The sequence below is a fragment of the Pseudomonas sp. No.21 genome (assembly GCF_054558415.1).
Window position 1 is genome coordinate 340,691 of record NZ_BAAJNO010000008.1, and the last position, 13,476, is coordinate 354,166.

Annotated in this window: 10 protein-coding genes; 3 read left to right on the forward strand and 7 right to left on the reverse strand. The window is 68.4% G+C overall.

The genetic code is table 11. From position 1 onward, the window contains the following. Positions 1 to 19: 19 nt before the first annotated feature. The 7 genes from ACYJSS_RS18960 to tagH form a co-directional block, all read right to left on the reverse strand. Positions 20 to 748, reverse strand: coding sequence for a PP2C family protein-serine/threonine phosphatase (locus ACYJSS_RS18960; RefSeq protein ID WP_213624925.1), 729 nt, complete (start codon positions 746 to 748; stop codon positions 20 to 22). Continuing rightward, a complete protein-coding gene (gene tagF / locus ACYJSS_RS18965; RefSeq protein WP_111264723.1) occupies positions 748 to 1,443 on the reverse strand; it encodes a type VI secretion system-associated protein TagF in 696 nt (231 codons plus the stop codon). The genes ACYJSS_RS18960 and tagF overlap by 1 nt, the downstream gene beginning before the upstream one ends. Next, the gene (tssM, locus tag ACYJSS_RS18970; protein ID WP_236204805.1) at positions 1,440 to 4,955 is read right to left on the reverse strand and encodes a type VI secretion system membrane subunit TssM; all 3,516 of its coding nucleotides are present in this window, start codon (positions 4,953 to 4,955) and stop codon (positions 1,440 to 1,442) included. Before tssM ends, tagF begins: the two co-directional genes overlap by 4 nt. Further along, positions 4,952 to 6,310 carry a DotU family type VI secretion system protein gene (locus tag ACYJSS_RS18975; RefSeq protein ID WP_111264721.1) on the reverse strand — a complete coding sequence of 453 codons (1,359 nt, stop codon included), beginning with the start codon at positions 6,308 to 6,310 and terminating at the stop codon, positions 4,952 to 4,954. The genes tssM and ACYJSS_RS18975 overlap by 4 nt, the downstream gene beginning before the upstream one ends. A 6-nt stretch (positions 6,311 to 6,316) precedes the next feature. After that, on the reverse strand, positions 6,317 to 7,651 hold the full coding sequence (tssK, locus tag ACYJSS_RS18980) for a type VI secretion system baseplate subunit TssK (RefSeq protein ID WP_111264720.1): 1,335 nt from the start codon (positions 7,649 to 7,651) through the stop codon (positions 6,317 to 6,319). A gap of 17 nt (positions 7,652 to 7,668) precedes the next feature. Next, positions 7,669 to 8,148, reverse strand: a complete 480-nt coding sequence (tssJ, locus tag ACYJSS_RS18985) for a type VI secretion system lipoprotein TssJ (protein ID WP_111264719.1) — start codon at positions 8,146 to 8,148, stop codon at positions 7,669 to 7,671. 69 nt (positions 8,149 to 8,217) lie between these two features. Further along, positions 8,218 to 9,852, reverse strand: coding sequence for a type VI secretion system-associated FHA domain protein TagH (gene tagH / locus ACYJSS_RS18990; protein WP_236204804.1), 1,635 nt, complete (start codon positions 9,850 to 9,852; stop codon positions 8,218 to 8,220). Between the two features lie 403 nt (positions 9,853 to 10,255). On the opposite strand from tagH, the gene tssA reads away from it, so the two are divergent. The 3 genes from tssA (at position 10,256) to tssC (ending at position 13,409) form a co-directional block, all read left to right on the forward strand. After that, positions 10,256 to 11,290 (forward strand): type VI secretion system protein TssA, encoded by a 1,035-nt coding sequence (gene tssA / locus ACYJSS_RS18995; RefSeq protein ID WP_111264315.1) that lies wholly within the window; start codon positions 10,256 to 10,258, stop codon positions 11,288 to 11,290. A gap of 94 nt (positions 11,291 to 11,384) precedes the next feature. After that, the gene (gene tssB, locus ACYJSS_RS19000; protein ID WP_111264316.1) at positions 11,385 to 11,900 is read left to right on the forward strand and encodes a type VI secretion system contractile sheath small subunit; all 516 of its coding nucleotides are present in this window, start codon (positions 11,385 to 11,387) and stop codon (positions 11,898 to 11,900) included. Between the two features lie 12 nt (positions 11,901 to 11,912). Further along, positions 11,913 to 13,409, forward strand: coding sequence for a type VI secretion system contractile sheath large subunit (gene tssC / locus ACYJSS_RS19005; RefSeq protein ID WP_111264317.1), 1,497 nt, complete (start codon positions 11,913 to 11,915; stop codon positions 13,407 to 13,409). Positions 13,410 to 13,476: the final 67 nt, after the last annotated feature.

Below are 13,476 nucleotides of genomic sequence, written 5' to 3' on the forward strand. Positions count from 1 at the left end.
GCTGGTCTTTTTTTCTTTTTCAGGATGCTTTGACGACTACCGCCGTGATGTTGTCCGGCGCGCCCCGGGTCAAGCCCAGATGCACCAGGCTGCGGACCACCTGATAGGGGTCCTCGTGGCCCAGTACCTCACACAGCTCGTGGTCCTCCGCGGTCTTGTTCAGACCGTCGCTGCACAGCAGGAAGCTGTCGCCGGGCAGCACCACGAACCTCGTTTCTTCCAGTTCCAGATCGTCCTGCACCCCCACCGCGCGGGTGACGATGTTGGCCATCGGGTGCACCTTGGCCTCGGCCTCGTTGAGCAGGTGGCTGTCCACCAGCTCCTGCACGTAGCTGTGGTCGCGGCTGATGGGTTCCAGCTTGCCCTCGCGCAGGCGGTACAGGCGGCTGTCGCCGGCCCACAGGCAGGTCCCCTCGCTGCCCCGCGCCGCCAGCACGACGACCGTGCTGCCCATGGTGCTCACCCCGCGCTGGCGGGTTTCCGCGCGCACCAGGGTGTTGACGTGTATCAGCGCCGCGCGCAGGGCGTCGACATAGGCATCGAGCCCGTCGCCGTACTGCACGCCGCGAAGGGTATCGACGATCAGGTTGCTGACGTAGTCACCGGCGGCATGGCCGCCCATGCCGTCGGCGACCACCCAGAGCCCGTAGTCGCCGGCATCGAGGCAGGCGTCTTCGTTGACCTGGCGGACCATGCCGACGTGGCTGTGGCTGGCCGATCGGTATTGCGCAACCGGAGGCAGTGGCATCACAGGCTCCCGAAATCGATCTGCCCGATGCCGGCGGGCTGCTCGACGGCGCCCTCGCCCACCAGGAAGCGGCTGAAAAACCGCGTCGGCGGCAAGCCCTGGAATCTCACCAGCTCGGCCGCGACACGCTCTGAACCACGCCCCCACCAGAAACTGCAGCCGTCGCTGGCGATCTGCGCCAGTACCGCCTGTCGCGACTCGCTGCCCTGCACCGCGTAACGCAATGCGCCGACCTCGCTGAGACGCGCGTCGTGGCGCGGGCTCACCAGCGGCGAGCCCAGCCCCTGCACCCCGGCCTCGAAGGCGTCGAAATCGGCCTCCGGCTCCAGGGTGGAGAGCAGCAGCGCCTCGGCGCGATCGAACCAGTCATCGGCGCCACCGACCACGGCGCCGAGGTTGCTGCGCTCATCCAGCAGCACCGCGATGGTCAGCGGGAAATAACGGCCGACACGGTCGATGCTGGGCATCACCACGCCGGCCACGGCCTCGCTCCCCAACAGGTTCGGGGCGATCGCGAAGCGCCACAGGGGGCTCACCAGGTAGGCGTCCAGCCAGGCGCCGCCCAGCTCGGCCTGGCTCTGCGCCATGCCGGCGGCCAGCCACTGGTCCCAGGCCTCGATGAAGGCCGGGGGCAGGCCGCGATGGATGAAGTCGCCACGGCTGGCGAGCTTGCCGTAGAAGCCCGCCGTCGTCATAGGCGCTCCGGCAGGCCGAAGCCTGTGACCACACGGCTGCGGAACGGGTTGAAGGCACTGCTGGCGCGCAGCTCGCTGGAGATGCTGACGTTGTCCACGCGCATGCGCAGGGTGAAGCGGTCCGGCGCGTTGCCCTGGGTGAGGTCCGACTGGTCGAGCAGGCGGAACCAGGCCCAGGGGCCTTCCATGGTGATGCCCGAACGGCCGCTGGAGGACGGCGGCGAGATGGTCAGGCGCACCACGCCCAGGCTGTTGGGGCTTGGCCACTGCATGGCCACCGGCCGGCTAGGGCCGTGGTCGTAGCTGAACTGCTGGCCGTCCAGGTCGAGCTGGAACTGGTCGATGGCGGCGTCCATGGCCACCGCCTTCAGCTCGAAGCGCACCATGGGCGTGGTGTTGCCGGAGCGGAAGAAGGCGTCGCGGATCTGCGCGGCACGCTGGAAGGTGCCGAGCACGCCGGAGCCGATGCCGAGCTTCTCCGCCGCCCCCGGCTGCCAGCGCCAGGTGGTGGCGGAGGTGTCGACGTAGGGCTGCAGGTACTTGCGGAAGTAGCTGTCCATCACCCCGCCGACGCCGAAGAAGGCGCCGAAGTCGTCCAGGGTGGCGTCGCGGGTGCTGTTGCGGTCCAGCGGGTAGCGCCCGGCCAGGGACTGGCGGTAGACGTTGACCACTTCGGCCGTCCAGGCGGCGTTCAGCTGGTTGCGGATGCCGCCCATCATGGTGCTGGTGGTGGCGCTGACCACGGACTTGACCAGCCCCTGGACCAGCGGCGGCTGGCGTTCGGCACCGAGGCTGACGCGCTGGGCGGCGGCCTGGGCCTGGTTCTTCGCCTCGCCCAGCAGGGCGTCGCCACTGGCACCGCTCATGGCGCTGATCTGCACGTAGAGGGCGTTCATGTCCGCCAGCAGGCCGTCGATGGCCGCCGGTTCGTTGTCGTTCTTGGCCACCAGGCTGTTGAGCTCGGCGAAGTGCGCGGTGATCGGGTCCTCGCTCGGCGCCTGCTGCTGTTGCGGGGCGTCGTCGCCCTGCCCCACCAGGGAGCCGAGGCGATCCTTGAGCTTGCCGACGGTGTCGCTGGTGCCCTTGAGTTTCTCGGCGGCCAGGCGCTCTTCCTTCTGCAGGTCGGTCTCCTTGGCCACGGCTTCGAGCAGCTTCTTCAGCGGCGACTGCGGGCCGGACAGCACGCGCAGCACGTCGGCGGCCTGGGCGGTGCTGGTGATGGCGACGAAGTCGATGTCGGCCAGCAGCGCATCCCATTGGCGCAGGTAGTCCTGGAAGTACAGCTGGCGCACTTCCAGGGCCAGGCTGGCGGCGTCCTGGGTGTCGTCCATGGTGCGGCCGAGCACCCATTGCTCCTCGGCCAGGGTGCCGGACTGGCTCAGGCTGGAGACCATGAACACTTCGCGGTAGCCGCGCTGGGTGAAGAAGCCCGACAGCGGGTCGTTCAGCGCCTTGCCGCTCTTGCGCGAGAACACCAGGGCGGCATCACGGCCGGCGGCTTCGCTGATGCGGAAGTCCGGCAGGCCCTGGGGCAGCTTCTGGCGCTTGACGCGGTCGTACACGCGCTGGGCGATGGACAGCTGCTGCAGCTGGCGACGGGTGTCCTGCACCAGGTTGTCGTCCAGGCGCACGGCCGGCGGCGCGCGGTCGTAGAGCGCGGCCAGGTGCTCGTTGAGCGCCTGGCGCTGCTCGGGCACCAGGTCGCGCGGCAGGCTGCGGTCCCAGTCCAGCGCCACCCAGGCCTTGATGAAGTCGCCGTCGTAGTGTTCCGGGTCGGCGAGCATCAGGTAGGCCTTCAGGCCCTCGTAGAGGAAGTCCGAGGAGCCGCCGCTGCGCAGCTGCTCCTCGATACGGGCCATGACCCGGGGGGCCATCACCGCGATCAGCAGCTTGCGGTACACGCTGGCGCCTTCGGCACCGAGCATGTCGCCCTGGTAGAGGCCGTAGCCCTCCGCCCAGCTCGGCGCATCGCCGGACACGTTGCGGATGGCATTGAGCAGCGGCAGCACCGCCAGCACGTCGCGCTGCGCCGGGCTCAGGGCCTGCAGCTCACCGTGCAGCGGCTTGACCCGGCCATCGACGGCGGCGATGTAGCTGCGGTTGGCGCTGAAGCTGGCGAACCAGATGGCGGCGATGCCCAGGACCAGGATCGCGGTGGCGGCGAGCACGCCACGGGCCATCCATTTGCGCTGGCGCTCGACCTTGGGGTTGGCGCCCACCAGGCCGCGCTCGCCGAAGGCCACTTCGCGGAACAGGCGCTCGATGAAGTAGCTGCGCCCGGTGCCGGTCTGGCGGGCCAGGTGCTGGCGGTCCAGGTTCATGCTCTGCGCCATGGCGCCGATCAGGCGGTCGATGGGGCTGCCTTCCTGGGTGCCGCTGGTGAAGTAGACGCCACGCAGCAGCGCGCGCTCTTCATAGGGGTTGGGCTTGAACACGCCGTCGAGGAAGCTCGACAGCGCATCGCGCAGCGCCGCGAACTGCTGCGGGAAGCCGTAGATCAGGTCGCGCCGCGCGGGGTCGCGTTCCTGCTGCAGGCGTTCCACCAGGCGCTCGTTGAGGCGCTGTTCGAGCAGGGCGAACTCGTTGCCGAACACCGACAGCGGGCCCTCGGCGCTCTTGCCGTCGTCGAGGGCGAAGGTCATGCCCCAGACCTGGGCGCGGTCTTCCTTGCTCAGCGAGTCGAAGAACTCCATGAAGCCCGGCACCAGGTCGAGCTTGGTGAGCATCACGTAGATGGGGAAGCGCACGCCGAGCTGGGCGTAGAGCTCCTGCACCCGGGCGCGGATGGCGCGGGCATGGGCGGCACGCTCGGTCTCGCTGCCCAGCAGCAGGTCGGACAGGCTGATGGCCACGAAGGCGCCGTCGATGGGTCGGCGCTTGCGCTGGTTCTTCAGCAAATCGAGGAAGCCCAGCCAGGCGGCCTTGTCCACCTGGGCGTGGCTGTCCTGGGTGGTGTAGCGGCCGGCGGTGTCGAGCAGCACGGCCTCGTCGGTGAACCACCAGTCGCAGTTGCGGGTGCCGCCGACGCCACGGATGGCGCCGCTGCCCATCTGCTCTGCGAGGGGGAAGTTGAGGCCGGAGTTGACCAGTGCGGTGGTCTTGCCCGAACCCGGCGGGCCGATGATCACGTACCAGGGCAGCTCATAGAGGTTGCGCCGCTCGTTGCCGCCGAGCTTGGCGCGCTTGAGCAGGACCAGGGCCTCGTCCATGCGCTGCTTGAGGGTGGCCAGCTCTTCGCTGGTGGCCACGCTGGCGGCATCGGGGGCCACGGCGACCAGGCCCTGCATCACCTTGGCGGCGTTGCGCCGCGCCTGGATGATGCGCAGCACGCGCCAGCCGATCCACACGGCGAACAGCAGGCCGATGAGCACCCAGCGCACGGTGGCCGAGGCCAGGGGCTCGACGTCGCCGATGGCGATCAGCGGGCCGACGAACCAGATCACCAGGCTGAGGGCGATCAGGCCCAGCACAGGTATCACCCAGCGGGCGAGGAAACTGAAAAACGCCTTCACTCGACGCCCTCCGCAAAGACTGTGATCTCCACCCGACGGTTGCGCGAACGGCCGTCGGCGGTGTCATTGGATGCGACCGGCTCGGTGTCGCTGCGGCCCTCGGCGCGGAAGCGCTCGGGCTGGCCGCTCTTGGCCGCGAGCACGTCCATCACCTGCTGGGCGCGGTCCTGGGACAGCTTCCAGTTGGACGGGTAGCGCAGCGTGGCGATGGGCCGGTTGTCGCTGTGGCCGGTGACCAGCACATTGCCCTTCACCTTGCGGATGGCCTCGGCGATGCGCAGCAGCAGCGGCTGGAAATCGTCGGCGATGGTGGCGCTGCCGGAGGCGAACAGCTGGTCGCCACGGATGGTCACCACCGAGCGGTCGACGGCGTCTTCCACCGCCACCTTCTGCTGGCGGATCTCCTCGGCGAGGAAGCCGGCCAGGCGCGGGCGCTCGACGATCTTCGGCTGTTGCGGCGGGCGGTCGATGGTCTGCACCGGGACGTCGCCCAGGGCATGCAGGTTCTTGAACACGGGCTCGGCCTCGGCGGCCAGCTTCAGGCGCATGCCGAACAGCAGCGCCAGGAGCAGCGCGGCACCGATGGCCACGGCCACCCAGGGCGGCAGGAACTGGCGCAGGCGATCACGCGCCACCACCAGGCCGCGCCAGTGCGGCGACAGCTCGCGCTCGATCTCGCCGTGGGTGCTGCGGATGGTCCCGGCGACACGTTCGCGCAGCGCTTCGAGCTGGCTGCGGCCGTCGTTCATCACCCGGTAGCGGCCTTCGAAACCAAGGCTGATGCACAGGTACAGGAGCTCCAGCAGGTTGAGGCGCTGGCGCGGGTTCTGCAGGCAATGGTCGAGCAGCTGGAAGACCTTCTCGCCACCCCAGGCTTCGTTGTGCAGGGTGATCAGCAGGCTCTGCTTGCTCCAGTCGCTGCCGCTGCCCCAGGGGGTGCTGAGCACGGCTTCGTCCAGCGCGGTGCAGAGCACGTAGCGGCTGAGCATGACCTCGTCCTGGGCGATGCCGGCGGCGCGGGCCTTTTCCTCGAACTGGCGCAGGTAGCCCAGCAGCTGCGCGCGCAGGCTGGCGGGCATCGGGTGGGCGATGGTGTTGCGCAGGCGGGTGAGCAACGCCAGCATCGGGCCGGCGGCGGCTTCCAGGGGGTTGAGGCCCTGGCCGCGTGCGGTGAGCATCGGGCCGGTGGGCGCGGGGCCCGCGGGCGGCGGCGTGGGCGCGTCGTAGCGCGGCGCGGCCGGGTCCGGGGCACGGCCACCGGGGCGCGGCATGATCATGGTGCGGTCGTTGTTGCCGTTGCCGCCGCTGCCACCACCGGCGGGCGGGCCGCCGAAGGGATCGTCGATTGGATGCATCGCGAATTAACTCCGGATGGCCCAGAAGGCCAGGTTCAGGCCAGGGAACTGGCCAGCGATGTGGAAGGCGAAGCCGCCGGAATGCACCAGTTGCTTCCAGTGGTCGCTGCCACGGTCGAGTTCGAAGTAGGTGCTGCCCGCGTGGTAGGGGATCTGCCGTGGCGCCACCGGCATCGGCAGCAGCGCGATGCCCGGCAGCTGCAGGTTGACCAGGTCGCGGATGTGCTCCACGGAGCCGATCTTGGCCTGCTGCGGGAAGCGCGAGCGCAGGGCTTCGCCGGGCACATCGGCGCGCACCACGAGGATGAACGCCGAGTTGTCCAGCAGGCTCTTGTCCGCCAGCATCGCCACGTGCACGCCGTAGGCCTTCTCGACGATGGGGATGGGCACGGCGCGGCTGTCGATGACCATCGACAGGGCCTGGCGCAGGGCGAGCATCACCGGGGCGAAGGTGGTGGCCAGGTCGTCGTGCTCGTAGGCCGGGAACTCCGCCGGGCGACGGCCGCTGGCGGAGAAGGTGGAAAACTCGCCGGCCAGGCTCACCGCCTCGCGGTAGAACCATTCCGGGTGCAGCGGGGTGATGCTGGCCAGGTGCGAGACCAGGGGCTCGGCGCGGTTGACCAGTTGCAGCAGGAGGAAGTCGGCGATCTCCGAGGCGCCACCGGCACCGGAGGCGACCACGCGGCCGGCCAGGGCCTCGCCACGCTGGTGCAGCAGGCCCAGCAGCTCGCTGCGGAAGGCCGCCAGGGGTTGCGAGGCGGCGACGTCCAGCAGCGGCGGGATGTAGCCCTCGTCCAGGGCCAGGGAGCGGTCGGCACGTTTTTCCACCACCCGCACCACGCCGACGGCGGCGTATTCGCCGAGGCCGTCACGGGCGGTGAGCAGGCGCAGGGCGCGCCCGCCGATGGACACGGGGGCGCGGCTCTCGAAGGGGGCGTTGTCGTCACGCACTTCGCGCACCGCGCTCTGGTAGCGCGCGCCACCGAGGGCCTCGCCCTCCTCCACCGTGTCGCGGGCGCCGGCGCGCTTGAGCGGCAGGGCCAGGTAGATGATGCCGTCGCGCAGGCCGTCCTCGACCTCCAGCGGCACCGGGGCCACATCGTCGCCGGGGATGTCGAAGGGGGTGCCATCGGGCAGCACGCCACGGGCCGAGACGATGGCCACCTTGCCCTGGGTGAGCAGGGCCTCGTCGATCTTCAGCTCGGAGAAACCCCAGCCGCCGGCCTGCAGCGAGCGGCAGCGGCCTTCCACCAGGGACTCCAGGTAGCGGTCGTGCTGCTGGAAGTGCTGCGGACGCAGGAACATTCCCTCAGACCACACCACTCGGTTGTTCCAGGACATGGACGAACTCTCCGTTTCTATTTGGCCGGCTCGGCGACGGGGGCCGGCGAGACGCTGATGGCATGGGCGCCGAACTTCACGCTGTAGGCGCTGGTCTGGTTCAGGGGCACGGTGATCACGTCGCGCCAGACCGCGCTGTCGAGTTCGCGGTAGCCGACGACGATGCCGAACTGGCGAGTGGCGTCATCGAGCTTGCGCTCCTGCATCTGCTTGTCGCCGGGCTTGACCAGCAACTCGTCCTGGGCGACCAGGTCGGTGGACAGGGTGGTCTGCGTCTGCTCGACCAGGGAGAAGTAGTCGGCACGGTTGAAGGCGGTGGCGCTCTTGAGTTCGAAGACCCGCACGCGCACCGGCGCGCCCTGCCCGCCCGGGCCCGGGTTGACGTCGCTGGACGCCTCGATGTGCAGCTGCACGACGGTGGGCGGGGGCGGCGGCGGGGGCTCGGAAGCGCATGCGCTCAGGAGCGCCACCACGGCTACCAGTAGAATCCTTGGCATTTCGATTCGTCCTCAATGACTGCTGTTGTTACGCGGGGCCGGCTACCGGGCACCCAGTGGGCTGCCGGGTCAGTGCCCGCGAAGCCTGGCGCTGTGCTCCTCGTAGGCGCGGCTGAACTCGCGCCCGAAAAGATCCTGGAAGTCGTCTTCGGCCTCCCGCGAGATGCTCGCGTAGAGGTCGGTGAACAGCTCCCAGTACTGCGACTGCCGGGAGCCCGGCAGCAAGGCCGAGAGCCCCGAGGGCTTGCTCAGCCGCGCTTCCAGCACCGAAGGCTCGAAGCGTTTGAGAATGTGCTTGATGGCCGCCTGCACGCCGGCCATCACCGCCAGCTGGTGGGCCTTGAGGTCGTCGAAGCTCTCGCCCACGGCCTGGTCCGGCGGCATGAAGGCGGCGTTGCCATGGCGCAACAGAAGCAGCAGCGCCTCGTCGACGTTGGGGGCGAACTTCAGCGGGTTGTTCTCCACCGGGCGGATCATGGTCTGCGCCATGCGGAACTCGCCCTTGAGGCTGGAGCGCGCGCGCAGCACATCCACCAGCCCCTCCACCATCAGGCGGTAGCTGCGGCCGATGGCTTCCATCTGCGCGGCGGCTTCGGCGCGGTCGATGCGTAGCTGGCCGAGGCCGGCGCCGCGCAGGAAGGCGTCGAGCAGCGCGCCATCCTCACCGGCAGGAGCAGGCGCGGCAGCAGGCGCCGAGGCCGCTGCGGCATGGGTGGCCTGGGCGGTGGGCGTCAACGCCGGCGGCGCGGGAATCGGATTCGGCGCGACCGCGGCCACGGGGGGCGGGGTCGGGGCGATGGCCGGCTGGGCGACCGGCTGGGGAATGGCGACGGGCGCGGGGATGGAGGTCGCCGCGGCGTCATGGCCGATGGGCGGATTGCTGAAGAAATCCGCCGGCAATTCGACCGCCACCGGCGCGGGCTCCAGCGGCGCGGCGGCGGTGGGCATCGGCACCGGAACGGCCGGCGCATGCTGCGGCGCGGGGCTGCTCAGGCCGAGGTCGGCGAAGGGGTCCCAGTCGGCGGGAATGGCCGGCGCGGCACCCACAGGCTCGGCGAATGCGGCAGGTGCACTCACGGGCGGTACTGGCGTCGGCTCGAAACTGGGGATCGGCGTCGGCGGGCGGAAATCATGGCGCTCGGCGGGCACGTGATCCGGGATGGAAGGCGCGGCGGCCGGCGGCGGATTGAGGAAGTCGAACAGGTCGGGCTTGGTGTCCAGGGGCGAGCCGCCGCCCTGGATGTGGGCCATGGAGGCCGGCGGTGGCGCCAGCGGCTCGGGAATCGACGCGGCGCCCGACTGGCGGCTCATCAGCGCATCGAAGCTGCTGAACGGGTCGCCGCCCGTGCTGATCGGCGCGGCGCTCACCGGCTGCATGCTCATGCCCTGCACCTGGACGAGGATCTCGTACTCGCCGAGCTTGAGGATCTCGCCATCCATCAACGGCTCGCTGTTGCCGCGACGCAGGCGCACGCCCGACTGCGCGAGCATCACGCCGTTGGTGCTGGTGTCGGTCAGGTAATAGGTGCCGTCACGGAACTGGATGGTGCAGTGCTGGCTGGAGACGAGGCGCTCGGGATCGGGAAGGACCCAATCGTTTTCGGCACTGCGGCCAATCCTCAACTCACCACGATCAAGCTCCACCTCGGGACGTTGGCCGGGGGTCAGCTTGTGATAACTGGTGATGGTCAAACGCAGTGGCATTGCGACTCCTTGCACTTCTCACTGTGGACGCGAGCACCGAGTCCCTTCGATGCCGTGCAACTTCGATCCGGTCCCTGTTCTGCACGTGGCCCTTTGCCATACATATGTTCCTACAGGCGAACGGAAAATTTGCGTGGCTTTAGCCGAATTATCTTAGATCGAAAAAAGACAAAAATGACAGCCGAAAGAGGCTAGCGTGGACTGGTGCACATCTGTCGTTTGTGCTCTGGGATTGTCTTGACAAGGGTGAAATACGACCCCAAGAATGGAAAAGAGTTGCAGCGGGTGAAGCCATGAAATTGGCGTCATCGGAACGTTGATCCAAAGGACTGTGATCAGGCCGTACGTTCACTCTGAATACAGCTTGCCCTCCCTCTGAGGCCTGACAAGGAGAACACCCACCGTGGTGGATGTGTCGCGTTTGCTATCCCCTGTTTCCCCTGAATCGCCCTGTGGTGATGACCTCGAATACGACGCTGCGTATCTCGAACTGGAGCGTATTGCCCAAGGCCAGCCCGAGCGCCAGATGGGCGACTCCGTACTCCCTGCCGAACCCCCTGTGTGGCGCGATGTCCGCGAGCTGTCCAGCGACCTGCTGCAGCGCAGCAAGGACCTGCGCATCGCCAACTATTTCCTGCAGAGCAACCTGGCCCTCGAAGGGATTCCGGGACTCGCCCAGGGCCTGATCCTGGTGCGCGAGCTGCTGACCCAGTTCTGGGACGGCCTCTACCCGCAGCTCGACGCCGACGATGACAACGACCCCACCTTCCGCATCAACGCCCTCACCGGGCTGGCGGCGGAACCGGTGATCCAGCTGCTGCGCGAAAGCAGCCTGACCAGCTCGCGGGCCTTCGGCTCGGTGAGCCTGCGTGCCGCCCTCAACGCCCTCGACCTGCAGCGCTTCCCCAGCGAGACGCTGACGGCCGAGCAGCTGCAGGGTGCCTTCCGCGACAGCGACGATGCGCTCCTCGCCAGTACCCGCAACGCCCTGACCGATGCCCAGGCCGCCCTGGCCACCATCGAGTCGACCCTTTCCGATCGCGTGGGCTCGGCCCGGAGCGCCGACCTCGGCGCCCTCAAGCAGTTGCTGCGCCACGCCCTGCAAATCCACAAGGACCAGGCCCCCGGTGACGACGCCGGCGCTGACGCCGCCGCGGCAGGCGACGACACCGCCACGGACGCCGACGCCCCGGCCTCTGCGCCGGCCGCCCGCGCCACGCCACGCATCTCCGGCGAGGTGACCAACCGCGACGACGTGCTCAAGACCCTGGATCGCATCCTCGAGTACTACGCGCGCCAGGAGCCATCGAGCCCGGTGCCGATCCTGCTCAAGCGTGCGAAGACCCTGGTGACGGCCGACTTCGCGGCGATCGTGCGCAACCTGATCCCGGATGGAATGTCCCAGTTCGAGAATTTGCGGGGCCCCGAGTCCGAATAAGTGCACGGCACATTCGAAGCGGGTTCACGCATCCGTTACCGGCTAGCGGCCGATGACGCCAACACAGCCGCACAGGCAGCGAAGGAGGAGCACCATGGGTAGCACCAGCAGTCAGAAATTCATCGCACGCAACCGCGCGCCCCGCGTCCAGATCGAGTACGACGTGGAACTCTACGGCGCCGAGAAGAAGGTGCAGTTGCCCTTCGTCATGGGCGTCATGGCCGACCTCGCCGGCAAGCCGGCCGAGCCCCAGGCCGCCGTTGCCGACCGCAAGTTCCTGGAGATCGACGTCGACAACTTCGACTCGCGCCTCAAGGCCATGAAGCCGCGCGTCGCGTTCAACGTGCCCAACGCCCTGACCGGCGACGGCAACCTGTCCCTGGACATCACCTTCGAGAGCATGGACGACTTCAGCCCCGCCGCCGTGGCGCGCAAGGTCGACTCGCTGAACCAGCTGCTCGAAGCCCGCACCCAGCTCGCCAACCTGCTGACCTACATGGACGGCAAGACCGGCGCCGAAGAGCTGATCATGAAAGCGATCAAGGACCCGGCCCTGCTGCAGGCGCTGGCCAGCGCGCCGAAGCCGCAAGACAACGAGCCGCAAGCTTAAGAGGACACCCAGATGGCCGAGTTGATGACCGACGCCGCGCCCCAGGCCGGCGAAGCGACCGAGCAGACCAGCGAGTTCGCCTCCCTGCTGCTGCAGGAGTTCAAACCCAAGACCGATCGCGCCCGTGAAGCGGTGGAAACCGCCGTGCGCACCCTCGCCGAGCACGCGCTGCAGCAGACCAGCCTGATCTCCAACGATGCGATCAAGTCGATCGAATCGATCATCGCTGCGATCGACGCCAAGCTCACCGAGCAGGTCAACCTGATCATGCACCACCCGGACTTCCAGCAACTGGAAAGCGCCTGGCGTGGCCTGCACTACCTCGTCAACAACACCGAGACCGACGAGCAGCTGAAGATCCGCGTGCTGAACATCTCCAAGGGCGAGCTGCACAAGACCCTGAAGAAGTTCAAGGGCACCGCCTGGGACCAGAGCCCGATCTTCAAGAAGCTCTACGAAGAGGAATACGGCCAGTTCGGTGGCGAGCCCTACGGCTGCCTGGTGGGCGACTACTACTTCGACCAGTCGCCGCCGGACGTGGAGCTGCTGGGCGAGATCGCCAAGGTCTCCGCCGCCATGCACGCGCCGTTCATCTCCGCCGCCTCCCCCACCGTGATGGGCATGGGGTCCTGGCAGGAGCTGTCCAACCCGCGTGACCTGACCAAGATCTTCACCACCCCGGAATACGCCGGCTGGCGCTCGCTGCGCGAGTCCGACGACGCGCGCTACATCGGCCTGACCATGCCGCGCTTCCTGGCCCGCCAGCCCTATGGCGCCAAGACCGACCCGGTGGAAGAGTTCGCCTTCGAGGAAGACACCGCCGGCGCCGACAGCAGCAAGTACACCTGGGCCAACTCGGCCTACGCCATGGCGGTCAACATCAACCGCTCGTTCAAGCTCTACGGCTGGTGCTCGCGCATCCGCGGCGTGGAATCCGGCGGCGAAGTGCCGAACCTGCCGGCGCACACCTTCCCCACCGACGACGGTGGCGTGGACATGAAGTGCCCGACCGAGATCGCCATCTCCGACCGCCGCGAGGCGGAGCTCGCGAAGAACGGCTTCATGCCGCTGCTGCACAAGAAGAACACCGACCTGGCGGCCTTCATCGGCGCCCAGTCGCTGCAGAAGCCGGCCGAGTACGACGACCCGGACGCCACGGCCAACGCCAACCTGGCCGCGCGCCTGCCGTACCTGTTCGCCACCTGCCGCTTCGCGCATTACCTCAAGTGCATCGTTCGCGACAAGATCGGCTCGTTCAAGGAGAAGGACGACATGCAGCGCTGGTTGCAGGACTGGATCCTCAACTACGTCGATGGCGACCCCGCTCACTCCACCGAGACCACCAAGGCGCAGCACCCGCTGGCAGCCGCCGAAGTGGTGGTCGAGGAGATCGAGGGCAACCCGGGCTATTACAGCTCGAAGTTCTACCTGCGCCCGCACTACCAGCTCGAAGGGCTGACCGTGTCGCTGCGCCTGGTATCCAAGCTGCCTTCGGCCAAGGGGGCCTGAGGCGCGTCACTTTAAGCGCCTGCCAGGTGGCGGGCGCGCCTGACAAGGTGGCGAAAGCCACGAAGGA